The sequence below is a fragment of the Achromobacter sp. 1012554356 genome (assembly GCF_059760815.1).
The window spans coordinates 15,467-40,953 of the sequence record NZ_JCBANC010000058.1 but is presented as its reverse complement, the minus strand read 5'-3'; the positions used below and the strand labels follow the sequence as shown (position 1 = coordinate 40,953).

16 protein-coding genes and 1 pseudogene are annotated in these 25,487 nt (G+C 65.2%); 5 read left to right on the top strand and 12 right to left on the bottom strand.

Annotation, left to right across the window (positions count from 1 at the left end; translation table 11 throughout):
• The 4 genes from AC6LJW_RS23845 to AC6LJW_RS23830 all read right to left on the bottom strand — a co-directional run.
• A partial coding sequence (locus AC6LJW_RS23845; protein WP_498088424.1) for a hypothetical protein occupies positions 1-849 on the bottom strand: 849 nt, incomplete at its 3' end.
• Between the two features lie 14 nt (positions 850-863).
• Positions 864-3,434, bottom strand: coding sequence for a fimbria/pilus outer membrane usher protein (locus AC6LJW_RS23840; protein WP_498088423.1), 2,571 nt, complete (start codon positions 3,432-3,434; stop codon positions 864-866).
• A gap of 138 nt (positions 3,435-3,572) precedes the next feature.
• Entirely contained in the window at positions 3,573-4,310 is a 738-nt protein-coding gene (locus AC6LJW_RS23835; RefSeq protein WP_498088422.1) for a fimbria/pilus periplasmic chaperone, read from the bottom strand.
• 79 nt (positions 4,311-4,389) lie between these two features.
• Positions 4,390-4,929, bottom strand: a complete 540-nt coding sequence (locus AC6LJW_RS23830; protein WP_498088421.1) for a fimbrial protein — start codon at positions 4,927-4,929, stop codon at positions 4,390-4,392.
• 170 nt (positions 4,930-5,099) lie between these two features.
• Here AC6LJW_RS23830 and AC6LJW_RS23825 point away from each other — a divergent pair, with 170 nt between their 5' ends.
• On the top strand, positions 5,100-6,212 hold the full coding sequence (locus AC6LJW_RS23825; RefSeq protein WP_498088419.1) for a hypothetical protein: 1,113 nt from the start codon (positions 5,100-5,102) through the stop codon (positions 6,210-6,212).
• Positions 6,213-6,233: 21 nt separating this feature from the next.
• Here the strand turns inward: AC6LJW_RS23825 and AC6LJW_RS23820 are convergent, their stop codons facing one another.
• From AC6LJW_RS23820 to mdeB, 3 genes are all read right to left on the bottom strand, one after another.
• Positions 6,234-6,686, bottom strand: a complete 453-nt coding sequence (locus AC6LJW_RS23820) for a DUF2214 family protein (RefSeq protein ID WP_056567830.1) — start codon at positions 6,684-6,686, stop codon at positions 6,234-6,236.
• Between the two features lie 97 nt (positions 6,687-6,783).
• Positions 6,784-9,084: an NADP-dependent malic enzyme gene (locus AC6LJW_RS23815; RefSeq protein ID WP_056567827.1), complete on the bottom strand. Its 2,301-nt coding sequence runs from the start codon at positions 9,082-9,084 to the stop codon at positions 6,784-6,786.
• Positions 9,085-9,308: 224 nt separating this feature from the next.
• On the bottom strand, positions 9,309-11,996 hold the full coding sequence (mdeB, locus tag AC6LJW_RS23810; protein ID WP_498088418.1) for an alpha-ketoglutarate dehydrogenase: 2,688 nt from the start codon (positions 11,994-11,996) through the stop codon (positions 9,309-9,311).
• A 210-nt stretch (positions 11,997-12,206) separates the two neighbouring features.
• Here mdeB and AC6LJW_RS23805 point away from each other — a divergent pair, with 210 nt between their 5' ends.
• Positions 12,207-14,258 (top strand): OPT family oligopeptide transporter, encoded by a 2,052-nt coding sequence (locus tag AC6LJW_RS23805; RefSeq protein ID WP_427986463.1) that lies wholly within the window; start codon positions 12,207-12,209, stop codon positions 14,256-14,258.
• 365 nt (positions 14,259-14,623) lie between these two features.
• Here the strand turns inward: AC6LJW_RS23805 and AC6LJW_RS23800 are convergent, their stop codons facing one another.
• The 4 genes and pseudogenes from AC6LJW_RS23800 to AC6LJW_RS23785 all read right to left on the bottom strand — a co-directional run bounded on the left by AC6LJW_RS23800 (position 14,624) and on the right by AC6LJW_RS23785 (position 19,166).
• The gene (locus tag AC6LJW_RS23800) at positions 14,624-15,865 is read right to left on the bottom strand and encodes a M20 family metallopeptidase (protein ID WP_498088417.1); all 1,242 of its coding nucleotides are present in this window, start codon (positions 15,863-15,865) and stop codon (positions 14,624-14,626) included.
• 4 nt (positions 15,866-15,869) lie between these two features.
• Positions 15,870-17,129: pseudogene (locus tag AC6LJW_RS23795) on the bottom strand (hydantoinase/carbamoylase family amidase); the annotation flags it as partial.
• 62 nt (positions 17,130-17,191) lie between these two features.
• Complete coding sequence (gene puuE, locus AC6LJW_RS23790) at positions 17,192-18,136, bottom strand: allantoinase PuuE (RefSeq protein ID WP_427986461.1); 945 nt, start codon at positions 18,134-18,136, stop codon at positions 17,192-17,194.
• Between the two features lie 121 nt (positions 18,137-18,257).
• Positions 18,258-19,166 carry a LysR family transcriptional regulator gene (locus AC6LJW_RS23785; protein WP_498088416.1) on the bottom strand — a complete coding sequence of 303 codons (909 nt, stop codon included), beginning with the start codon at positions 19,164-19,166 and terminating at the stop codon, positions 18,258-18,260.
• Between the two features lie 147 nt (positions 19,167-19,313).
• On the opposite strand from AC6LJW_RS23785, the gene AC6LJW_RS23780 reads away from it, so the two are divergent.
• Entirely contained in the window at positions 19,314-20,555 is a 1,242-nt protein-coding gene (locus AC6LJW_RS23780) for an MFS transporter (RefSeq protein WP_498088414.1), read from the top strand.
• 14 nt (positions 20,556-20,569) lie between these two features.
• Here the strand turns inward: AC6LJW_RS23780 and AC6LJW_RS23775 are convergent, their stop codons facing one another.
• The gene (locus AC6LJW_RS23775) at positions 20,570-21,586 is read right to left on the bottom strand and encodes a 1-aminocyclopropane-1-carboxylate deaminase (RefSeq protein WP_056567807.1); all 1,017 of its coding nucleotides are present in this window, start codon (positions 21,584-21,586) and stop codon (positions 20,570-20,572) included.
• A 193-nt stretch (positions 21,587-21,779) separates the two neighbouring features.
• On the opposite strand from AC6LJW_RS23775, the gene AC6LJW_RS23770 reads away from it, so the two are divergent.
• Positions 21,780-22,250, top strand: a complete 471-nt coding sequence (locus AC6LJW_RS23770) for an Lrp/AsnC family transcriptional regulator (protein WP_056567804.1) — start codon at positions 21,780-21,782, stop codon at positions 22,248-22,250.
• Positions 22,251-22,577: 327 nt separating this feature from the next.
• On the top strand, positions 22,578-25,445 hold the full coding sequence (locus tag AC6LJW_RS23765; protein ID WP_056567801.1) for a 2-oxoglutarate dehydrogenase E1 component: 2,868 nt from the start codon (positions 22,578-22,580) through the stop codon (positions 25,443-25,445).
• Positions 25,446-25,487: the final 42 nt, after the last annotated feature.

Sequence of the window (25,487 nt, the reverse complement as noted above, 5' to 3'; positions counted from 1 at the left end):
GAATTCAACGCCGACGCCTGTCGCCGTTGAATTCGCATCCAGGCCGATAACCGTGTTTGCGGCGTCCACGATAGGCGTGACGGCATCGATCTGGTAGTGAATGGCGCTCATGCCTGCGGGGCAGCCGTTCAACGAAATATCGAACCCAACAAGCTGACTGGAAGAGCCCGTTCCCTTGAATACCGACGCCTGGGGAGACCCGAGGGATACGGAAACGTTGGGCGTGGTGCAGGCCTGCGACATCAGTAACACCGCCATGGTGACAAACTGGATCTCCACGCCGGGGTCCTGAGCGAGCATGCTGCCGACTTCATTCGAGAACGATGCCGCGCTTGCAATGGTTGTCGGCGGAACGATGCCGGTGGCTACGGGGCCCGTTTTGACGAACATCGCGCGTAGCTGCCCGCCGTTGGTGAGCGCGCCCTGCATGTTGCATCCCCGGGTTCTCCAGGTTCGGTTGAGGGCTTGGAATGCCGCCCATCCGCAGCCGTTGACGTAGCTCCGGGCGCCAATGATGATACCCAGGCCATCGACGCCTGTCGCATGGACGTCATAGGTGATTCCGTCAACGACCTTCGTCTGCCCCGCGCTGGGAACGACGGTGTGCATACCGGTTGCCGTGGTGGCGCCTCCGGAAACGCTGCAGTTGAACCAATCGGTAGTGGCTGCGGTTGTCAGCCAGTCGGTGAGGGCCGTGCCGATGGCCGCATCACGGGGTATCGTGATGTGAGGCGGCGTGTTCACGGAAACCGAGCTTATCGTCTGGGTGCAGGTCGAGGCCGCCCACGAGGCCGTGGAACCCAACAAGGCAAGCAGCCCGATCGCCGCACGCAACATGGTCTTGTTCATCAATATTCCCATCATCAATTTTTGGCGATCCGTGCTGGCGCCGTCTTGTCGCAGAGCAGCCCGCTCGCCTGGGGCAGCGATGCATCCTTGAGACGCTGCTCGGTTAGGGCATAGCCAAACGTGCAAGCTTCGCCATCGTTCGCGCCCCATTTCACGGTCAGGATGCCCTGTGTGTCCTTCAACCCGCGCGCAAGCACGCGGCCGCCTTGCGCCACGACACCCACGCTGTTTCCGTCGGCGTCCTGCACGTCGGCGCCAAACGGAAGGGGCTCTCCGCTGCGCGTGGCCACCGTCAGCAGCGCCGCGCTTCCCGCGTTTTCGGTTTCGAAGCTCAGCCGGACCACCGCGCCGGCGGTGGGGGCCACATGTTGCTCGGTCGCCTTGAGTTCGACGTTCAGCGGCAGGCCCTTGGGGTCGAGCTCAATGCTGTTTCTGGCGTAGGGCGTCAATGCCGATACGACCCCGCGGCCCTTGGAATCCAGGCGCACCCCGCTGCTGGTGAGCACCCGCGCGCCAGCGGCGTCTTTCGCCTCGACGATTGCGATTGTTTCGCCGGCGTTTGGCGTCATGACGACGCCGCCGCCATACGCCACGACGCCGCCGGAAAGGCTCGCGCCGTATTGCGTGTAGTTCGAGCTGGTGCTGGCGTTGGCCGACACGGCGGCCACCGGCGTGCGGTACGAGGCGTTCGCCGCGATGTTGGTGTTGGCCGGACCACTTGACGACATGGCACGCCCGGCGCTCACGCCATAGTTGAATGCGTTGTCGGCGCCGAGGGCCCCCGCCACCGATTGCTGGATGCTGCTCGAACCGTCCGATCCCTTCTGCATGCTGGTCGACGCGTAGACCGGGTTTTGGTTGCGGCCCAACGGAATGCCCACGTTGAGCATGACCTGGTTGTCCCACTTCTGCGTACCCACGTTGAGCTGACGCGTCGCCGACACGCTGTAGTTCACGTTCTTGTAGCTGTTGCTGTAGCCGGCCTGGATCTGGGTGTCGCGGCCGCGTTTGTCCCAGTAATCCTGCGTCGATCCGGTGAAATGGATGGATCCATAGCCCTGCGGCAGTTTCTGGTTGATGGTCGCCTGCAGGCGGCCGCGCTGCGTTCCATACTGGCCTGCGCCTTGCCCGTGCTCCTGCCGGGATCTCAGTTCCATGGCGTCGGCCATGCTGAGGTAACCGCGGCTGGAATAGCGATAGGCGCCCAGCGTGAGACTGGTGCTGGTGGGCTCCAGAAATTTGGAGTAGCTCAGTTTGACGCTTTGTCCATTGCGGTTCTTTTCTTTGGACAGGCGCGTGGCCGCCTGGGTGATGTCCAGCCCAAACGCGCCGAAATCCGTGTTCAACGCGGCGCCGCCCAGTACGGCGCCGTAGCCTTGCGCCGCGGTCAGACCGCCGTAGGCGGTCACGAGATTGCTGATGCCATGCTGCACAGTCGCTTGCGCCATCAGGGGCCGATCGGCCGTCTGCGGCGTGCGGTATTGGCCAGCGGTAACGCTGTATCGGGTCACGCCCGGGCGCAAGGAATTCACGGCGCCGGAGAAAGGAACCCGGGAGACCAGGACGCGGCCGTCGGCTTCGTTGACCACCATTTCCAGATCGCCGCCGTATCCCGTGGCATACAGGTCGTCGATGATGAACGGGCCGGGGGCCACGGTCGTTTCGTAAATGATGTTGCCGTTCTGGCGGACCTGGACGCGCGCGTTGGTGTTGGCGATGCCGCGCAGCGTCGGCGCGAAGCCGCGCTGCGATTCGGGATACATGCGATCGTCGCTGGACATCTGCACGCCCCGGAAGCCGACGCTGTCGAACGTGGACCCGTCCGTGAATGCATCGCCGATGACCAGCTGGCTTTTCATGCCGGTGACGTTGCGCCGCAGATTGGTCTGCACGCTTTGATACTGCAGGCCGCTCTTGCTGTCCTTGGTCGCGTTGCCGGTGTGGCGCAGGCGCCAGGGGCCGACGTTCGCGCCGGCGTTCAGACCCGCAAAGCTCTGTGTCGAAGCCTTGCCATCGGCGCGAGAGGTGTAGAAGTTGGTGTTGTAATTCAATAGCGCGGCCGGCACCCCTTCGTCCCAATGCTTGGCGTCCACGAAACCGCGGCCCTGTCGGACCAGCGACGCCTGCGGCACCGTCACGTTCAGCCGCTGCTCGCCCGCATCGAACTCCGCGCGCGCTTCCTTCACCAGGTCGGTCAGCGCGACGCATTGGTCGCCGGACAACTGTCCGGCGCGCGGGGCGTCGACCTTGGCGAGATCGATGCCCGCCAGCTCCACCAGCGCCTGGTCGAAGCACGCTTGAAGCGGCGCATTTGCGGAAGCAGGTTTGCCGATGCGCACGTCAGAACGTCCCAGCCAGCGGTCGTTCACCAGCACGTCGAGGCGGTAGGTGCCCGGGATCGCGCTGTTTGAGCGCGAGAACTGGCTGACGTCCACGTTCGCGCCGCCCAGAAAGGCATCGTTGAACTCCACGTCCGCTTCCACGGCGGCGAGCTCGATGCTGCCTGCGGCCCAGGCAGTTGCGCTGAGCAGGCTTAGCGTGATCGCGGCGAGCGCGAAATGCGGCGTGGTAGCAAGACGTTCCATGATAGGCACGGGCGTGATCAGGCGCGGCGCTGCCGGCAGGCTGGTGCCGGCCGATCGTGCCGCGTTGCTGGCGTCGGGAATGGGGTTGGTGAGCGGACAGCCGGCCGGTCGAGCCGGGCCGGTAATGCTTATGTCGCGCTAGGTGGCGCTGACGGACCGGGCGCCTTTGACCGCGCCGCCATGGTCGTTCAGGAAGCGGTACGTGACTTCGGCATTTGCGCCCTGGACCACGTCGCCCACAAGGGGAAGGATCTTTTTTTCGCCCGGGGCAAGCATGTCCCCGTCGGTGAACTTGGCGCGCTTGCCGTTGCTTGCCACGTTTACCTCGATGAAGGTGACGTGATACGGCGTGGGGTTGGTGGCTTCGATGGCGTTGCGGTTGCCGGACTTGACCAGGCGCCAGCTGACCTGCGAGGGCGCGTCCTCGGCCTTGCCTTTGAGCCCCGCGGGCCGATAGAACAGCTTGATCCGCGACCGGAACGCCATCTGCAAGAGGTTCTGATTGGCTTTGTCCTTGGGCGGGATTTCCAGCACGTTGAGCCAGAAGACGGATTCCTTGTCCTGCGCCATCGGTTCGCCCGTATGCATCAGGCGCAAGGTCTGGCCCTTGCCTTGGTCGATTCGGGTGACGGGCGGCGTCACGATAAACGGCACCTGGATGGATCCGGGCGCTGCCTTGGCGTCGCCCTTGTCGATCCAGGCTTGGGTGAGGGCGGGTTGGTCGCCCTCGTTCTTGAGCTTGACGTTGACTTCCGCCTGCCCGGCCTCATAGACGATCCGCGTACTGCCAATGACGACGGATGCGGTTGCCGGCGCGGCGGCGAAGATATGACCTGCCAACGCTCCGGCAGCTAGGACTACTTGGAATGGGTTCATCGGTTTCCTCGGACTGTAAATGGGGCTTGACTACTGATCCGGGCGTCTTCAGGGCAACGCAAAGGCCAGGCCGGACGGCTTATTGATAAATGATGGTGTACTTGGCGGTGGCGGTTACGTTGCCTGCGCCGGCTTGGCCGAGCGCGAAGTACTGGGCCCGGTAATGAAGCGCGGCCTCGCCACTGTTCAAGGAAACGGCTTTGGAGTTCTGGGCTTCGTCGGCCACGGTGACGTCGATAGGCGTTTCGTCGCTATTGAGGAGGCGGATTTCAACGTTGCTTGCGCCACCTGCGGCGGTGGTCAGGTTGCCGGTTGCGGCATTGCCGTTGGCGCCGGGTTCAAACAGCGTGTGAACCGTGCCCGTATCGGGGGTGCAGGCCGTCAAGCGGATGGTGAAAGGCGTGGTGCCGGCCGTTTGACCTGCCGTCGTCAATGCATCGACACCGACCGTGGGCATGAGCACGTTGAAGCTCTTGCTGCCTGTGCCGTTGCCATCGATGGTGCAGGTGTTGGCGGAGACCGCGCCCGTGAAGGTGATCGTGCCGTCCGCGGCCAATGCCGGTTGCGAAGTGGAAGCGAAAGCGCCGATGGCCAGCGCAATGAATACCTTGGATTTCATAAGTTGATTTCTATCAAAAGGGCTGAAAAGCAATGCGCCGACGGTGCTGTTCAGAGGTTCATGGCGTACATCTCGGCGACATGTGTGATTACAGTCGGTCCTAGAAGCGGCGTCTTTAATAAAATTCTGATAATTCGCCAGAGAGTAATTTTGCGGATAGCATCACCGCCATGATTCCGATAGCACTTCCCAGCGCCAACTTTTTCATCTTGCTTACCGCCGGCTTTTTCGCCGGGCTCCTGCTGTTAGGGTGGGTGCTGGTTCTGGCAGTCAGCCGCGGCGCGCGGCGCGCGGTTCGCAAGTATTGGAAGACGTCGGCCGTCCTCTGCCTGGTGCTGCTGGTGCCGTTCAGCTTCTACGCGTGGTTCCAGACCATGATGTGGCAGCTCGAGCGGGAGATCGAACGCGGTGAAGCGGCGCGCAATGTGATGTTGCAGCAGCCCACGACGGTAAGCGGCGTCGAGATGCCGGCGGGGACACGCCTGAAGCTGCAGGACGAAGGCAAGCTCGATACCTACGTCGAGGCCAGTTTTCCGCAAGCCGTGTCCATGCTGGGTGTAGAGGCGACCTGGGTGCGGCGCTATCTGGATGCCGAGTATGAAAAGGAAACGTATGCGCTGTTGGGCAGGCATCCGCGTTCGGTGATCCTGCGCGGTGCCGGCGTGCAGACGGTGCAAGGCTGGCATTGCGACGCCACGCAGGACATCAAGTTCGACGTGATGCCTGACGGCGCCATCAAGGCGTTCGAGGAATGTGTGCTGGCGGACGGCAATCGGGCCGCGGGCCTGGAGATCGCACCGGGCGCCGTATTGCGCGGGTCGGACGGCACCGTCTATGTCGATGGGTCGCGCGACCCGGACCGCTGGCGAGTGGAAGTGAAGGGCGAGACGGCCGTGCAGGTGTTCGGGCTATATCTGAGCCGGCCCAGCCTCTACCTGGATGCGTCGCGCGAAGTGCTGCGGGTCACGGATGCGGAGCTGGCATGCAGCACGCCGTTTGGCGGCGTGACCTATGCCGCGGGCACGCAATTCAAGACGGCTCGGCGCAAGGCTTCGGGCGAGCGTGAGCCGTACCCGGGCATCCTTGTTTTTTCGCCGTGGGATGGCCAGGCCGCCAAGCGACCGGGACATGAGGACGTGCCCGAGGGCCAGTCCGTGATGCAGACGTTGCAGGGCGAGGTGATCGACATCGTGGAGAACGAAGCGGCGGGGGTGTTCCGCTTCGACACGTTCATCGTCGATGGCAAGGAGCCGGAACGCCCTGCGCGGGCGCGCTGCCCCTAGCAGCCGCGATCCGCCAACCCATCAATAGCCGATGCCCCGCGCCATCAGCACCGCGAAGAGCGGCAGGAAGATGAACAGGTGTGAGGCGATCATCACCCAGCGCCGCGCGCGTTTGATCTCGGGCAGGGCGGGGACGAACTCGGGCTGCTGGCGACGTTGTTTTGCCCAGCGCAGGAACGTGAGCGTGGGCGGGATGGAACAGAGCGCGATGACGACGAAGAGCGAGATCTTGGCGTGGAACCAGGGATTGCTCATGTAGAACACGGCGCCCTTGGCGCCCAGCGTCAGCCGCAGCACGCCGGTGACCAGGACCAGGATCGCGGACACGCCGTAGAGGCGGTCGTAGATGATGAGGCGTTTGACGCCGGCTGGCGTCAGGTCGGGCCGCAGCAGAACGGCTTCGGCGGTCAGGACCACCACCAGTACGAAGATCGCCAGGTAATGGAACCAGGCATACATTGCATCGGCCAGCATGTCGTCTCCAGGTAAAGGACAAGCTAGGTTTTACCATCCCGAATGAAAACGGGCGCACCGTTGGGAGCGCCCGCGTGTCTTCAGTGAGACGCTGCGATCAGCGGCGGCGCTTCTTGGCTTCTTCCGCGGCTTCCTGCTGCGCGTCCACCACGGCCAGCGCCGTCATGTTGACGATGCGGCGCACGGTGGCGCTGGTGGTCAGGATGTGCACGGGACGCGCGGCGCCCAGCAGGATCGGACCCATCGCGACGCCATTGCTGCCGGTCATCTTCAGCATGTTGTACGTGATGTTGCCGGTGTCCAGATTGGGCATGACCAGCAGGTTGGCGCGGCCCTTCAGCGTGCTGTCCGGATAGGCCAGGACGCGGATCTTTTCGGACAAGGCGGCGTCGGCGTGCATTTCACCGTCGACTTCGAGGTCGGGCGCGCGGTCTTGCACGATCTGGCGCGCGGCGGCCATCTTGCGCGACGATTCGGTGACGCGGCTGCCGAAGTTCGAGTGCGACAGCAGGGCGATCTTGGGCACCACGCCGAAACGCAGCATTTCGTCGGCGGCCTGGATGGTGATGCTGGCGACTTCGTCAGCCGAGGGGTTCTCGTTGACATGCGTGTCGGTGACGAACAGCGTCTGGTCGGGCAGCATCAGCACGTTCAGGGCAGCGTACGTCTGGCCTTCCTTCTTGCCGATGATTTCGTCGATGTACTTGAGCTGGTTGTCGTACTTGCTGGCCACGCCGCACAGCAGCGCGTCGGCATCGCCACGGCGCAGCAGCATCGCGCCGATCAGCGTGTTGTGCTTGCGGATCATCGCCTTGGCGATGGCCGGCGTCACGCCTTCACGGCCCTTCAGCTGGTAGTACGCGTTCCACGTCTCGTTGAAGCGGCTGTCGTCTTCGGGATCGACGATCTCGAAGTGCTGGCCGGCGACGAGGCGCAGGCCGGCCTTCTGGATGCGCATCTCGATGACGGCGGGACGGCCGATCAGGATCGGGAACGCCAGCTTTTCGTCGGCGACCGTCTGCACGGCGCGCAGGACGCGTTCGTCTTCGCCGTCGGCGTAGATGACGCGCTTGGGCGCCTTCTTGGCTTGAGCGAACAGCGGACGCATCAGCTGGCCCGAGTGGTACACGAAGCCCATCAGCTTCTGGCGGTAGGCTTCGATGTCTTCGATGGGACGGGCGGCGACGCCGGAGTCGGCGGCAGCCTGTGCCACGGCCGGGGCGATCTGCACGATGAGGCGCGGATCGAACGGCTTCGGGATGATGTACTCGGGGCCGAACGACAGTTCCTGGCCGGCGTAGGCGCGGGCGACTTCATCGTTCTGCTCGGCCTGCGCCAGATCGGCGATGGCCTTGACGCACGCCAGCTTCATTTCCTCGGTGATGCGCGAAGCGCCAGCATCCATGGCGCCGCGGAAGATGAAGGGGAAGCACAGGACGTTGTTGACCTGGTTCGGGTAGTCCGAGCGGCCCGTTGCGATGATGCAGTCCGGGCGCGCGGCCTTGGCGATTTCGGGGCGGATTTCCGGTTCCGGGTTGGCCAGGGCCAGGATCAGCGGGCGGTCGGCCATGGTCTTGACCATGTCGGCCGTCAGCACGCCGGCGGTGGAGCAGCCCAGGAACACGTCGGCGCCATTGACCACGTCGGCGAGCGTGCGCGCGTCGGTCTTTTGCGCGTAGCGCTTCTTGTTGGCTTCCATGTTCTCGTCGCGGCCGTCCCAGATGACGCCACGCGAGTCCACCACGAAGATGTTTTCGCGCTTGATGCCCAGGTGGACCAGGAGGTCCAGGCAGGCGATGGCGGCGGCGCCGGCGCCCGAGCATGCCAGCTTGACCGAGCCGATGTCCTTGTTCACGACCTTCAGGCCGTTCAGGATGGCGGCCGACGAAATGATGGCGGTGCCGTGCTGGTCGTCGTGGAAGACGGGGATCTTCATGCGCTCGCGCAGCTTCTTCTCGATGTAGAAGCACTCGGGCGCCTTGATGTCTTCAAGGTTGACGCCGCCCAGCGTGGGTTCCAGCGCGGCGATGATGTCGACTAGCTTGTCCGGGTCGTTTTCGGCGAGTTCGATGTCGAACACGTCGATGCCGGCGAATTTCTTGAAGAGGCAACCCTTGCCTTCCATCACGGGCTTGGCGGCCAGCGGGCCGATGTTGCCCAGGCCCAGCACGGCGGTGCCGTTGGTGATCACGCCCACGAGGTTGCCGCGCGACGTGTACTTGGAGGCCGCGTCATCGCCTTGGTCGAAAATGGCCATGCAAGCCGCAGCCACGCCGGGGGAGTAGGCCAGGGACAGGTCGTCCTGGTTGGCCAGGGTCTTGGTCGGGGTGACCGAGATTTTGCCGGGAGTGGGATAGGCGTGGTAGTCCAACGCCAGTTTGGTAAGAGTTTCGTCCATGGGATCGGGGCCTGAAAGGGCTAACGGAAAAAGACAGGGATGAAAAAAACAGGGATGCCAAAAGGCGGGCTCGCGGCCCGCCGTATTCTTTGCGAAATGCTTGGGGAACACCCGTATTTCACCAGAAAGCGCGGGTGCTTGGTTGCTGCACTGCAGCGAGTGTTCGCTTTGGTTAGCTTTTAATCAAGCAAACACATGCGCTGCGTCAGTCCGATGGTCGAGGGTCAGACTTCCCAAGGCGGCGCCTGGCGGCTGCCGGCATTCAGGGATTCGCGCAGCGCGCGCGCGTCGTCCTGCCTGCCCAGGCTGTCCAGCGCGTACAGGGCGATCCAGTCCGCGCTCACTTCGAAGAAATCGCGCAACCTTGCCCGGGTGTCGCTTCGCCCGAACCCGTCCGTGCCCAGCGTGCGGTAGGGCGCGGTGACGAACGCGCGGATCTGTTCGGGCACGGCGCGCACGTAGTCGCTGGCGGCGATCACCGGCGCGCCGCTGTCGCCCAGGCACGCGCGCACCCAGTCCTGATCCGCGGGGGCGTCCAGGCCCAGCACGCGGGCGCGCTCGGCCTGCCGCCCGCTGCGGGCCAGCTCGGAAAAGCTGGTGACGCTCCAGACCTCGGCGTCCACCCCGAATTCGTCGTGCAGGCGCGTGGCGGCCTGCTCGGCCTCGCGCAGCATGGGGCCGGCGGCCAAGAGGCGCACCTGCGCCTTGCCGCGCGCGGGCCGCAGCCGGTACAGGCCGCGCAGGATGCCTTCGCGCGTGGCCGGGTCCTGGGGCATGCCGGGCTGCGCCAGGTTTTCGTTCGTGACGGTCAGGTAGAAGAATTCGTCGCGCTGTTCGTCCAGCATGCGATGCATGCCATGTTCGACGATGACGGCGACTTCGTAGGCGTAGGCCGGGTCGTAGGCGCGGCAGTTGGGCACGGTGGCGGCCATGATGTGGCTGGAGCCGTCCTGGTGTTGCAGTCCCTCGCCGCCCAGCGTCGTGCGGCCCGACGTGGCGCCGATCAGAAAGCCCCGGGCGCGCTGGTCGGCCGCGGCCCAGATCAGATCCCCGATGCGCTGGAATCCGAACATCGAGTAATAGATATAGAAGGGCAGCATCGGCAGGCCGTTGACCGAATAGCTGGTGCCCGCCGCGGTCCATGACGAGATCGCGCCGGCCTCGGTGATGCCTTCTTCGAGGATCTGGCCGTCGCGGGCCTCGCGGTAGTACAGCACCGAGCCGATGTCCTCGGGTTCGTAGAGCTGGCCCTGCGCGGAATAGATGCCGATCTGCCGGAACAGGTTGGCCATGCCGAAGGTGCGGGCTTCATCGGCGACGATGGGCACGATGCGCGGCCCGACGGTGGCGTCTTTCAGCAGCGCGGTGAGCATGCGCACGATGGCCATCGTGGAGGACATTTCCTTGCCGTCGGCGGCCAGGGCGAAGCGCGCCCATTGGTCCGCGTCCGGGGGCGCGAGCCGTGGGGCCTCGGCGTTGCGGCGCGGGATGTAGCCGCCCAGCGCGACGCGGCGCGCCTGCAGGTGGCGCATCTCGGCGCTGTCGTCGGCGGGCCGGTAGAACTTGAGCGCCAGGCAGTCGGCATCGGAAATCGGCAGGGCGAAGCGGTCGCGGAAGGCGAGGAGCGCCTCGTCGTCCAGCTTTTTCTGCTGGTGGGTCGTCATCTTGCCCTGGCCCGCCGTCCCCATGCCGAACCCCTTCTTGGTCTGCGCGAGGATGACGGTGGGCTGGCCGCGGTGGCGCGCGGCGCGGTGGTAGGCCGCGTGGATTTTCACCATGTCGTGGCCACCGCGGTGCAGCCGGTCGATGGCGTCGTCGGACCAGTCAGCCACCAGTGCGGCGAGTTCCGGATTCTGGTTGAAGAAATGGGCGCGGTTGAAGGCGCCGTCGTTGGCCGCAAAGGTCTGGAACTGGCCGTCCACCGTGTTGGCGAACGCGCGAGCCAGCGCGCCGCCCGTGTCACGGCGCAGCAGCGCGTCCCAGTCGCTGCCCCAGACCAGTTTGATGACGTTCCAGCCCGCGCCGGCGTACAGGGTTTCCAGCTCGTCGATGATGCGGCCGTTGCCGCGCACCGGACCGTCCAGGCGCTGCAGGTTGCAGTTGACGACGAAGATCAGGTTGTCGAGCTTTTCGCGCGCGGCCAGCGTGAGCGCCGCGATGGATTCGGGCTCGTCCATTTCGCCGTCGCCGAAGATGCCCCACACCTTGCGGTCGGCGCCGGGCACCAGCGATCGGTGCTCCAGGTAGCGCATGAAGCGCGCCTGGTAGATCGCGTTGATGGGGCCGATGCCCATGGAACCGGTGGGGAACTGCCAGAAGTCCGGCATCAGCCACGGGTGCGGGTAGGACGACAGGCCCCGCAGGCCGCGCGTGGTGGCCGTGATTTCCTGGCGGAAGTGCGCCAGGTCGTCTTCGCCCAGAAAGCCTTCCAGGAAGGCGCGCGCGTAGACGCCGGGCGCCGAGTGCGGCTGCATGTAGACGATGTCGCCGGGGTTGCCGTCCGAGCGCGCGCGGAAGAAATGGTTGAAGCCGACCTCGAACAGGTCGGCGGCCGACGCGTAGCTGGCGATGTGGCCGCCCAGCTCGCCATGCGCCTGGTTGGCGCGCACGACCATGGCCAGCGCGTTCCAGCGGTTGATGCGGGCGATGCGCTCTTCGACGGCCAGGTTGCCGGGGAAGGGCGGTTCCTGGTCGGCGGGAATGGTGTTCAGGTAGGCGGTGCGGGTCTGGCTGTTGGCGCGCAGGCCGAGCGAGGCGGCATGGCCCAGCACGCTGTCCAGCACATAGCCGGCGCGATCGGCCCCGTCTGCCTCCAGCAGGGACTGCAGCGCTTCGCGCCATTCGGCGGTTTCTGCGGGGTCGGCGTCGTCTTGGAGGGCCGTTCCGGAAAGAGGCTGGCGAGGGTCGAGCATGGTAAGTCGTCTCCTGTTTTTTCCTCATGCTAGACCCATGCGCCAGGCATGAGGCATCGAAATCCCCGGCCGGATCCAGCGCTTTCAGCATAATGTGTCGTCATGGGCGGGCGCCACGGCAGGTTCTACTGCGAGTTCGTGCTTACGGCTGGTGACCACTGGGTGGACGGCGAAGCGCTAGAATTCGCCGCTAACAATAGGGAGAAACCCATGACTGAGCCCATCCGCGTTCCGCCGGAGGTCACACTGCCCGAGCTGACCTTCCGCGGCGTCCTGCTCGGCGCGCTGATCACCGTCATCTTCACCGCCTCGAATGTGTTCCTGGGGCTGAAGGTGGGCCTGACGTTTTCCTCCGCCATCCCGGCGGCGGTGATCTCGATGTCCGTCCTTCGCATGTTCAAGGACGCCAACATCCTTGAAAACAACATGGTGCAGACGCAGGCCTCGGCGGCCGGCACGCTGTCGGCCATTATCTTCATCCTGCCGGCGCTGGTCATGATGGGCCACTGGCAGGGCTTTCCGTTCTGGCAGACGCTGGGGATCTGCGCGGCCGGCGGCATGCTGGGCGTGATGTTCACGATTCCGCTGCGGCACGTGATGGTGGTGCAAAGCAATCTGCCGTATCCGGAAGGCGTGGCGGCGGCGGAGATTCTGCGCGTCGGCAGCGCCGAGCGCGCGCAGGACGCGCCGCAGCACGCCGCGGGCGCCTCGGCCAAACCCGCCGCCACCGGCATGGGCGACATCGTCGCGGGCGGTGTCGCGGCGGCCGTGGTCAGCTTCGCCGCCAACGGCCTGCGGGTCCTGGGCGACAGCGTCAGCGGCTGGTTTGCTTTGGGCGGCGCGGTGTTCCGGCTGCCGATGGGTTTTTCACTGGCCCTGCTGGGCGCCGGCTACCTGATCGGTATCGTCGCCGGGCTGGCGATGTTGACGGGGTTGGTGATCGCGTGGGGCATCGCGGTGCCCATCCTGACCGCCATGGGCGACATGCCCGCGGGCGCAACGCTGGCGTCGTACGCCACCGGTCTGTGGTCCTCGCAGGTGCGCTTTATCGGCGCGGGCGTGATCGCCGTGGGCGCGATCTGGACGCTGGCGACGCTGTTCGTGCCGATGGCGCGTGGCGTGAAGGCGTCGTTTTCGGCATTGACCAAGGAAGGCGCTGCCCGCGCCGGTACCGCGCCGCGCACCGAGCGCGACCTGTCGGCCGGCTGGATCTCTGCGGTGACGCTGGTGCTGGTGGCGATCCTGGTCTTCACGTTCCAGGTGTTCCTGTCCGGCACGCCGCTGTCGTCGGGCGCCATCTGGAAGCTGGTGGCCTACGCGGTGCTGTTCGCGTTTGTGTTCGGCTTCTTGGTGGCTGCGGCCTGCGGCTACATGGCCGGCCTGGTGGGTTCGTCGACCAGCCCGATCTCCGGCGTGGGCATCGTCGCCATCGTGCTGGTGTCGGTGCTGATGCTGGGCGTGGGTGGCGACCTGATGGCGCTGGAGAACGGCGTGCAGATGGCGATCGCGCTGGCGATCTTCAGCACGTCGGCTGTGGTGGCGGTGGCGTCCATTTCGAACGACAACCTGCAGGACCTGAAGACCGGCTGGCTGGTGGGCGCGACGCCGTGGCGCCAGCAGGTCGCGCTGCTGATCGGCTGCGTGGTCGGCGCGGCGGTGATCTCGCCGGTGCTGGAGCTGCTGTACAACGCGTATGGTTTCGCGGACGCAATGCCGCGTGAGGGCATGGACCCGTCTCAGGCGCTGTCCGCGCCGCAGGCCACGCTGATGCTGGCGATCACGCGCGGCATCTTCACGCATCAGCTCAACTGGACCATGATCCTGATCGGCATGGCCGTCGGGGTGGCGCTGATCGCGGTGGATGAAATCCTGAAGCGCACGTGCAAGGTCGCGCGCATTCCCGTGCTGGCGGTGGGCATCGGCATCTACCTGCCGCCGACCGTGGCCGCGCCCATCGTGGCGGGCGCGCTGCTGGCGTGGCTGCTGGAAGGCGCACTGCGCCGCCGCGCTGCCGCCGCCGGCCAGCCCTACGACAGCTATGCCGAAGCGGCCAACCGCCGCGGCGTGCTGCTCGCCTCCGGGCTGATCGTGGGCGAGAGCCTGGTGGGCGTGCTGATGGCCGCGATCATCGGGGCCGCGGGGTCCGAGGCGCCACTGGCGATTGTTGGCGAAGACTTCGCCGGCATGGCGTCCTACCTGGGGCTGGCCGTGTTTGTCATGGTGGCGGTGCTGTTCTGGCGGCGGGTGATGCGGCTGGCGTAAATCCGCGGAGCGGACACCAGCGATGCACCGTCAGGTGTCTGACACCCGCGTGAGACGGTCTGCAATGCGCCGGGATGCGCCAGGGGTGTCAGACACCGGTGTTGCAGATGTGCCGTCAGGTGTCTGATACCCGCGTGAGACGGTCTGCAATGCGCCGGGGTGTGCCAGGGGTGTCAGACACCGGTGTTGCAGATGTGCCGTCAGGTGTCTGACACCCGCGTGAGACGGTCTGCAATGCGTCGGGGTGTGCCAGGGGTGTCAGACACCGGTGTTGCAGATGTGCCGTCAGGTGTCTGACACCCGCGTGAGACGGTCTGCAATGCGCCGGGATGCGCCAGGGGTGTCAGACACCGGTTCTTTTGGTGTCAGACACCCACGCCCCGTTGCAGCAAATCCGCCAGCGTACGCGCGATCACTTTCGTTGCGCGGCGCAGGTCTTCCAGATTGATGCGTTCGTCGTTGCGCTTTGCGTGCGATTCCAGCACCGTGCGGGGACCCGCGCCGTAGATCACGCCGGGGATGCCGGCTTCGGCGTACAGGCGCACGTCGGTGTACAGCGGCGTGCCCATCGCGGGGATGGGTTCGCCGAACACGGCCTCGCCATGTTGCTGGATGGCCTGCACCAACGGCTGCGCGCCGGGCAGCGGGCGCATCGAATTGGCCAGCAGCAGCCGCTTGATGTCCACGCGGATGCCGGGACATGACGCCGCGGTTTCCTCGATGATGCGCCGGATGTCGGCCTCGACCTCGGTGGCGTTTTCTTCGGGGATCATGCGGCGGTCCAGTTTGAAACTGACCTTGCCGGGCACCACGTTCGTATTGGTGCCCCCTTCGATCCGCCCCACATTCAGGTACGGATGCGAAATGCCCGGGACTTGCGACGTGATCTTGCGGTACTCCGCATTCTGCGCATACAACGCATTCAACAGTGCGACGGCGCCTTGCAGGGCGTCGACGCCGCTGCTGGGAATGGCGGCGTGGGCCATCTTGCCGTGCACCGTCACCTCCATCTGCAGGCAGCCGTTGTGCGCGGTGACGACTTCATAGCTGAAGCCGGCCGCGATCAGCAGGTCGGGGCGCGTAAGCCCCTGCGCCAGCAGCCAGCCGGGGCCCAGCAGGCCGCCGAATTCCTCGTCATAGGTGAAGTGCAATTCCACCGCGCCGCGGGTCGGCTTGGCGATGGCTTCCAGCGCCCGCACGGCGAACGTGAAGCTGGCGAAGTCGCTCTTGCTGACCGCTGCGGCGCGGCCATACAGGCTGCCGTTGTCGATCTCGGCGCCATAAGGATCGTGCGTCCAGCCGTCGCCGGGCGGCACCACGTCGCCGTGGGCATTGAGCGCGATGCGCGGGCCGTCGCCGCCGTATTCGCGCCGCACGATGAGGTTGGTGATGGACTGCATGCCGTAGTCCTGCACGGCCTGCGCAGGCACGGGATGCGCTTCGGCTTCAAGGCCAAAGCCCTGCAGCAGTTCCGCGGTGCGCACGGCGTGCGGCGCGTTGTTGCCGGGCGGCGTGTCGGTGGGCACGCGCACCAGTGCCTGCAGGAAGCGGACTTCTTCGTCGAAATGGGCGTCCACCCAGGCGTCGAGTCGAGCGTAATCGGTCATGGCGTTATGTCGAGGTTTCGTTGGCCAGCGCATCGAGCAGGCCCAGCATGGCCTGCGCGGCAAGTTCGATGTCGTCGCTGGTGGTGGATTCGCTGGGGTTGTGGCTGATGCCGTTGTTCTGGCCGCGCACGAACAGCATCGCTTGCGGCATGATCTCGTGCAGCTTCATGGCATCGTGGCCCGCGCCGCTGGGCATGCGGTGCACGGTCAAGCCCAGCGCGCCGACCGCGTGTTCCCAGCGCTGCTGCCAGCGCGGATCGCTGGGCGCGGCGGCGGCACGCATGGTTTCTTCCAGCGTGTAGCGCAGGCCGCGCCGCTTGCAGATGGCGGCCAACTCGGCCAGCACGTCGTCGACCAGCGCGTCGCGCTGCGCATCGCTGGGGGCGCGCAGGTCCAGGCTGAATCGGCACTCGCCCGGCACGACGTTGATCGACCCGCTGGGCACCTCGAACATGCCCACCGTGCCGACCGAGTCGCCATCGCGGGCGGCGCGCCGTTCGACAAAGAGCGTCAGTTCGGCGGCGGCCACGGCGGCGTCGCGCCGGCGGTCCATGGGCGTGGTGCCCGCATGGCTGGCCTGACCCAGAATCTGCACCTGATGGCGCACGCAGCCGTTGATCGAGGTGACGACGCCGAGCGGCAGCCCCATTTCGTACAGCACGGGGCCTTGTTCGATGTGGACCTCGACAAAGCCCAGGTAGCGCGCCGGATCGCGCCGCAGGCCGGCAATGCCGTTGATGTCCAGGCCCGCGTGCAGCATGGCGTCGCGCATGGTGATGCCGTCGGCGTCCTTCTGGTCCAGCCATTCGGGCTTGAAATCGCCGATCAGAGCGCCCGATCCCAGGAACGTCGCGCGGTAACGCTGGCCTTCTTCTTCGGCGAAGGCGATCACCTCCACGTCGAAGGGCAGCCGCCGGTTCTGGCGGTGCAGCGCGCGCACGCAGGCCATGGGCACGAAGATGCCGAGCCGGCCGTCGTACTTGCCGGCGTTGCGTACGGTGTCGAAATGGCTGCCCGTCATCAGGACCGGCGCGCCGGCCTGGGCAGCGCGGTAACGCCCGACCACGTTGCCGACGGCGTCGATGCCGACCTCGTCAAAGCCGCAGTCCTGCATCCATTGGGAGATGCGCGCGGCGCAGGCGCGGTGCGCGTCGGTCAGGTAGGTGACCGTGAGCAGGCCTTTTTCGGCATAGCCGGGATCGCTATAGACGCTGAGCTCCTCGTGCCAGTCCCAGATGTCCTTGCCCATTCCGGGTTCGCCGAAGCGCTCCTGCGGGCGCGGCTCGACGTTCGGATCGTTCAGATTGTTAGCCATGGTCGTCCTGTTCAACGGTCGGAGGTGTAGGGGTGCGTGGCTTTCCAGTGGCGCGCGATGTCCAGCCGGCGGCAGACCCAGACGCGGTCGTGGCGCGCGATGTGATCCAGAAAGCGTTGCAGGGCGACGATGCGTCCGGGGCGGCCGAGCAGACGGCAGTGCATGCCGATGCTGAGCATCTTGGGCGCCTCGTCGCCTTCGGCGTAGAGCGCGTCGAAGCTGTCCTTCATGTACTGGAAGTAGGGCTCGGCGTGCGAGTAGCCCTGCGGCAGCGCGAAGCGCATGTCGTTGCAGTCCAGCGTGTAGGGCACGATGAGCTGCGGCGCGGTCGAGCCATCGGTCTTGCGCACCCGCATCCAGAAGGGCAGGTCGTCGCCGTAGTAATCGCTGTCGTATTCGAATCCGCCGTCGTCGGCGACCAGCCGGCGCGTGCGCGGGCTGTCGCGACCGGTGTACCAGCCCAGTGGCCGCGCGCCGGTCAGCGTCGTGATGGCGTCGATGGCCAGCCGCATGTGCTCGCGTTCGGTGGCTTCGTCCACGTCCTGGTAGTGGATCCAGCGCCAGCCGTGGCAGGCGATCTCATGGCCCAGTTCCACGAAGGCAGCCGTCAGATCGGGATGGCGTTGCAGGGCCATGCCGACGCCGAACACCGTCAGCGGCAGTTGCCGCTTCTCGAATTCGCGCAGGATGCGCCACACGCCCGCCCGCGACCCGTATTCATAGATGCTCTCCATGCTGAGATGCCGGTCTGGATAGCTGGCCGGGTTGAACATCTCGGACAGGAACTGCTCGGAGCCGGCATCGCCATGCAGCACGCCGTTCTCGCCGCCCTCTTCGTAATTGAGCACGAACTGCACGGCAATCCGCGCGTTACCCGGCCATTGCGCGTGGGGCGGATTGCGCCCGTAGCCGACGAGGTCGCGGGGGTAGGGAAGCGTGGAGTCGTAGACGGGCATCGGCGGTCGCAGGAAGGAGGAATGATCGGCCACGTGCTGACGCAGGTCTGATCATGTATACAAAGTATGTACATCAAATACCAGCCCACGGCCATCGGCGAATGCCCCGACGCCGCGTATGTCACGCCGTCGCGGCGTCGGCATCCTTGAACAACTTCGCGCCCATGAAGTCGATGAATACCCGGAGCTTGGGCGCCAGATGCTTGCTGGACGCCCATAGCAGCCGGAACGTGCCCTGGTGTTCGACATGGCCGTCCAGCATCGAAACCAGGTCGCCGCGCTGCAGGGCGGGCCGCACGAGAAAATCGGGCAGGCACGCGATGCCCAGGCCCGCCACTGCCACATCCAGCAGGGCCGCGGACGTGTTGCACACCATCGACACGGGCAGTGTCCACTCGGGCGACCCGGCGTCGCGCGTCAACGGCCACGGTTCGAGTTTTCCGGTGCTGGGAAATCGGTGCTGCAGGCAGGCGTGATGCTGCAGGTCCGCCGGACTGCGCGGCGTGCCGCGGCTGGCCAGATAACCCGGCGCCGCGACGAGCAGCAGGCGATAGTTGCCAACGGGACGCGACACCAGCCGCGAGTCCGTCGGTTCGCCAGTGCGCATCACGACGTCGAATCCTTCGTTGATGACGTCCACCAGACGATCCGAGAAATCCACGTCCAGTTCGATGGCCGGGTAGCGGTGCATGAAGGCCGTCAATGCCGGCATGACCAGCATGCCGACCAGCGGAAGGCTGATGCGCAATCTGCCTTGCGGCGCCTGGCGGGTTTCGGAAAGTTCCAGTTCGGCGGACTCGAGCTCGCACAGGATTCGGCGGCAGCGTTCCAGGAAAACGGCGCCCTCGGCCGTTAAGGTGATGCTGCGCGTGCTGCGATGGAGCAGGCGCACGCCCAGGCGCGTTTCCAGCCGGCAGACGCTTTTGCCCACGGCCGACGCCGACACGCCCAGATGGCGGGCGGCGTCGGAATAACTGCGCAATTCCGCGGCCTGCACAAAGGCTGCAATGGCGCTGAGCGATTCGACCATGATGCGATTCAGGACAATTTGTCCGATATGTTTTGAACGTCGGCATTATTGTCCTGAACCGCGCCAGCCGCCAACATGGCTGCCTTCACACAACACGCGCCGGCGTTGGGCCAATCCGCCCACCGCCGGCCGGACAAAAGGCAGAACATGGCAGGTTTTCAGGCGGTGGCCCCCGGTCCCGGCGCGCACGAGGCGCGTCTTCCCATTGCAGCACTGCTGGCCCTGGCGCTGGCCGGTTTCGTCACGATTCTGACGGAAGCCCTGCCAGCCGGCCTGTTGCCGCAGATCAGCGCGGGACTGGATATTTCCGAAGCGATGGCCGGACAGTGGGTGACGATCTACGCGATCGGTTCGCTGGTGGCCGCGATACCCTTGACCGCCGCGACGCAAGGCGTGCGCCGGCGCCCGTTGCTGCTGGCCGCGATTGCTGGCTTTGTCATCGCCAACACCATCACCACGGTGTCCGCCAGCTACGTGCTGACGATGGCGGCACGCTTTGTTGCTGGCGTGTCCGCCGGGCTGCTGTGGGCGCTGGCCGCGGGGTATGCCGCGCGCATGGTGCCGGAGCGCCAGAAGGGGCGCGCCATCGCCATCGCCATGGTGGGCACGCCTTTGGCGTTGTCGCTTGGCGTGCCGGCGGGGACCTTCCTGGGCAATCTGGTGGGATGGCGCTGGTGTTTCGGCATCATGAGCGCGCTTGCGCTGATGCTGATGGTGTGGGTGCGCATCCAGGTGCCGGACTTCGCGGGGCAGGCCACGGGCAAGCGCGCGCCGCTGCGCCGCGTCTTCACCCTGCCCGGCGTGCGCGCGGTGCTGTTCGTGGTGTTCGCGTTCGTCCTGGCGCACAACATTCTCTATACCTACATTGCGCCCTTCCTGGCGGCGCGCGGCATGGACGATCGCACGGACATGATGCTGCTGGTGTTCGGCCTGTCGTCGTTGATCGGCCTCTGGGTCATCGGCGTCCTGATCGACAGCCATCTGCGCGCCATGACGCTGGCCAGCACGGCGCTGTTCGCGTTGTCCGCGCTGGCCCTGGGCATCAGCGGCAAGAATTCCGTCGTCGTGATCACGGCGGTGGCGGCTTGGGGATTGGCGTTTGGCGGCGCGCCGACGCTGTTCCAGACCGCGCTGGCCAAGACCGCGGGCGAGTCGGCCGATGTGGCGCAGTCGATGCTGGTCACGGCCTGGAACCTGGCGATCGCGGGCGGCGGCGTCATCGGCGGCATCCTGCTCGAAGGCGTGGGCGTCGCCGCGTTTGCGCCGGCCCTGTTGGTGTTGCTGGCGGCGACGCTGATCGTGGCGGGGGCGGCGCGCCACCATGGGTTTCCCATGGCGGCCGGCCCGGGCGACAACATCACCGCAAGTCCCCGCAAGGCCACCCCGTGACCCCGAACCCGCCGCTATCCGTTGCGGTACAGAAAGCTGTAGGCGTTGATCGCCGGCACCCCTCCCAGGTGCGCATACAGGACCTTCGAGCCGGCGGGAATCTCGCCTTTGCGGATGATGTCCATCATCCCCTGCATGGATTTTCCTTCGTACACGGGGTCGGTCATCATGCCTTCCAGCCGGGCGCACGTGCGGATGGCGTCGTTGGTTTCGGCTGAGGGCAGGCCATACGCGGGATAGGCGTAGCGCGTGTCCAGCACCACGTCCGTGTCTTCGATCGGCTTTTTCAGTCCGACGAGGTCGGCGGTGCGCCGCGCGATGCGCAGGACCTGCGCGCGCGTCTGGTCCGGCGTGGCGGATGCGTCGATGCCGATGACGCGGTCGGCGCGGCCGTCGGCGGCAAAGCCCACCACCATGCCGGCCTGCGTGCTGCCGGTGACCGCGCAGACGACGATGTAGTCGAACTTGAATCCCAGTTCGGCTTCCTGGCGGCGCACCTCTTCGGCAAAGCCCACGTAGCCCAGGCCGCCCAGCTCGTGATCGGATGCGCCGGCCGGAATGGCGTAGGGTTTGCCGCCGCGGCGTTTCACCTCTTCCAGCGCCTCTTCCCAGCTGCGGCGAAAGCCGATGTCAAAGCCCTGATCGACCAGGCGCACGTCCGCGCCCATGAGGCGGCTCATCATGATGTTGCCGACGCGGTCGTAGACGGCATCGGAATAGTCCACCCAGTTCTCCTGAACCAGCACGCAGGCCAATCCCAGTTTGGCGGCGACCGCGGCGACCATGCGCGTGTGGTTGGACTGGATGCCGCCGATGGTGACGAGCGTGTCGCAACCCTGTTCCAGCGCCTGCGGAATCAGGTATTCGAGCTTGCGCAGCTTGTTGCCGCCGAAGGCGAGGCCGCTGTTGCAGTCCTCGCGCTTGGCGTAGATCTCGACCTTGCCGCCGAGATGCTGCGAAAGCCGGTCCAGCTTTTCGATCGGGGTATCGCCGAAGGTCAGGCGATGACGGGGAAAACGTTGCAGATCCATGGTGGCTCCTGGTGATCCTGGCGGCCCCGCGCTTCTCGGCAGGGTTCGCAAAAATCATAGAAATCATGGGGTTGAGCGGTCAATTGCGTATTTTTTCAATCCACCAAATCAGAAGTTCATTAATCTCGATTAATGGATTTAATATTTCCAAAATAAAAACGCCGGCGAAATTTAATTTTCAGGGACGTTATCAATGACCGCTGTTTTCACGCTGGACCGCATCGACCGCCAGATCCTGCGCATTCTTCAGGACGACGCGCAGATCACCAATCTGGACTTGAGCGCACGCGTGCACCTCAGCCCCGCCGCCTGCCTGCGGCGCGTTGAACGGCTAAAGAGCGAAGGCGTCATCCGCAAGACGGTCGCGCTGCTGGAACCCGCCGACGTGGACATGGCCACACTGGTCATCGTGGGGGTGGTGCTGGATCGCTCGACGCCCGATTCGTTCACCGACTTCGAGGAAGCGGCCAAGGGCATCAGCGGCTGCCTGGAATGCCACCTGGTGGCGGGGGAGTTCGACTATTTCCTGATGTTGCGTATCCGGGATCTGGAACGCTTCAACAAGCTGCATGCGGGCGAGATCATCAAGCTGCCCGGCGTGCGCCAGATTCGTACTTTTTTCGTACTCAAAGAGATCATGTCGACCACCGCGCTACCGGTTTGACGAGGCGTAAACGCAACACTCATCTTTTCCGCTATTTGAAATGACGCGCTGCCGCATTTTGGATTGACGGATTTTGGAGGCGCGTAGACGGCGAATTTGAAGGGGTTGGACGGACATTCCGTTGCCGCATGACAGCATTCCGAAAGGCCTTTTGCGTCACAGAAACGCAGGAAGACGCCCGTAAACTCAAAGGGTTATACTTCTCGACCATAGGCTTTCAAGGCTTGTACGCGCCTTCTGCCCCTGCTATCCGCTTAACGGGAAGCCCGTGTCGCGGAAGGTTTTCCTGCATCGTCTCGAGTGAAGCACTCGTATAGGTGAAGCGATATGTCTTCGGAAATAGAATCTCTATCCACGTCTTATCTCTTTGGGGGTAATGCCCCGTATGTTGAGGAGCTTTACGAAGCCTACCTCGACAATCCCGGTTCGGTTCCTGACAATTGGCGCGAATACTTCGACCAGTTGCAGCACGCTCCCGCTACCGACGGCCAGGAATCCACTCGTGACCAGGCCCACGCTCCCATCGTCGAATCGTTCGCCCAGCGCGCCAAGGCCAATGCCTTCGTGCAACGCTCCGCCGAACCCGACCTGAGCGTCGCCAGCAAGCAGGTCTCGGTGCAATCGCTGATTGCCGCCTACCGCTCGCTGGGCTCGCGCTGGGCCGATCTGGACCCGCTCAAGCGCCAGGAACGTCCGCCGATTCCGGAACTCGATCCCGCCTTCTACGGCCTGACCGAAGCCGATCTGGACCAGACCTACTCGGCCACCAACACCTACTTCACGACCGCCAGCACGATGACGCTGCGCGACATCCTGAAGGCACTGCGCGACACGTACTGCCGCAGCATCGGTGCAGAATTCACGCACATCTCCGACCCCGCCGCCAAGCGCTGGATCCAGGAACGCCTGGAAACCACGCTGGGCGCGCCCACGTATTCGCCGGAAGAAAAGCGCCACATCCTTCAGCAGCTCACCGAGTCCGAAGGTCTGGAACGCTTCCTGCACACCAAGTACGTCGGCCAGAAGCGCTTCTCGCTGGAAGGCGGCGAAAGCTTCATCGCCTCGATGGACGAAGTGGTCAACCACGCCGGTGAAAACGGCGTTCAGGAAATCGTGGTCGGCATGGCCCACCGCGGCCGCCTGAACCTGCTCGTGAACATCATGGGCAAGATGCCCGGCGACCTGTTCGCCGAGTTCGAAGGCAAGCACGCCGAAGGCCTGACCGACGGCGACGTGAAGTACCACAACGGCTTCTCGAGCGACCTGTCCACGCGCGGCGGCCCCGTCCACCTGTCGCTGGCGTTCAACCCCTCGCACCTTGAAATCGTCAACCCCGTCGTCGAAGGCAGCGTCCGCGCCCGCCAGGAACGCCGTGGCGATGGCGAAGGCAAGCAAGTGCTGCCGGTGCTGGTGCACGGCGACGCGGCCTTTGCCGGCCAGGGCGTCGTGATGGAAACCCTGAACCTGGCCCAGACCCGCGGCTACGGCACGGGCGGCACGCTGCACATCGTCATCAACAACCAGATCGGTTTCACCACGTCCGACCCGCGTGACTCGCGTTCGACGCTGTATTGCACCGACGTGGTCAAGATGATCGAAGCCCCGGTGTTCCACGTCAACGGCGACGACCCCGAAGCCGTGGTGTTCGTCACCAAGCTGGCCCTGGACTACCGCCTGCAATTCCGTCACGACATCGTTGTGGACATCGTCTGCTTCCGCAAGCTGGGCCACAACGAGCAAGATACCCCGTCGCTGACGCAGCCCCTGATGTACAAGCGCATTGGCCATCACCCCGGCACGCGCAAGCTGTACGCCGACAAGCTGACCACGCAAGGCGTGCTGGCCGACGGCGAAGCCGATCAGCTGGTCAAGGACTACCGTCAGCTCATGGAAGACGGCCAGCGCACCATCGAACCGGTGCTGACCGACTACAAGAGCAAGTACGCCATCGACTGGTCGCCGTTCCTGGGCGCCAAGTGGACCGACCAGGCCGACACCGCCGTGCCGCTGGCTGAACTGAAGCGAATCGGCGAACGCATCACCACCGTGCCGGAAGGCTTCACGGTGCACCCGCTGGTCGCCAAGCTGCTGAACGACCGCCGCACCATGGCCAAGGGCGAAATGAACCTGGACTGGGGCATGGGCGAACACCTCGCCTTCGCGACCCTGGTGTCCTCGGGCTACGCCATCCGCATCACCGGCCAGGATTCGGGCCGTGGCACGTTCACGCACCGCCACGCCGTGCTGCACGACCAGAACCGCGAACGCTGGAACGACGGCACCTTCATTCCGCTGCAGAACGTGTCGGAAGGCCAGGCGCCGTTCACCGTGATCGACTCCGTGCTGTCCGAAGAGGCAGTGCTGGCGTTTGAATACGGCTACTCCAGCGCCGAGCCCAACACGCTGACCATCTGGGAAGGCCAGTTCGGCGACTTCGTCAACGGCGCTCAGGTCGTGATCGACCAGTTCATCAGCTCCGGCGAAGCCAAGTGGGGCCGCCAGTCGGGCCTGACCCTGATGCTGCCGCACGGCTACGAAGGCCAGGGTCCCGAGCACTCGTCGGGCCGCATCGAGCGCTTCCTGCAGCTGTGCGCCGACAACAACATGCAAGTGGTTCAGCCGACCTCGGCTTCGCAGATCTTCCACGTTCTGCGCCGCCAGATGATCCGCCCGTTCCGCAAGCCGCTGGTGCTGTTCACGCCGAAGTCGCTGCTGCGTAACAAGGACGCCGGTTCGCCCCTGACTGATCTGGCCGGCGGCAGCTTCCGCCCGGTCATCGGCGAGGTCGACGAGGCCATCGACGCCAGCAAGGTCAAGCGCGTGCTGGCTTGCTCGGGCAAGGTCTACTACGACCTGGTCAACGCCCGCCGCGAGCGTGGCGCCGACAACGTCGCCATCGTCCGTGTCGAACAGCTCTATCCGTTTGCGCACAAGTCGTTCGAAGCCGAACTGCGCAAGTACCCGAAGGCTACCGAAGTGATCTGGGTGCAGGACGAACCCCAGAACCAAGGCGCCTGGTTCTACGTTCAGCATCACGTGTACGAGAACATGGTCGAAGGCCAGAAGCTTGGCTACGCAGGCCGTGCCGCGTCGGCATCGCCGGCCGTGGGCTACCTGGCCAAGCACCAGGAACAGCAGAAGGCTCTGATCGAGACGGCCTTCGCGCCCAAGTTCAAGGTCATGTTGACGAAGTAACCTTTACTTGATGCACGCGCCGCGGGCGGCAAGTGTTCCGGA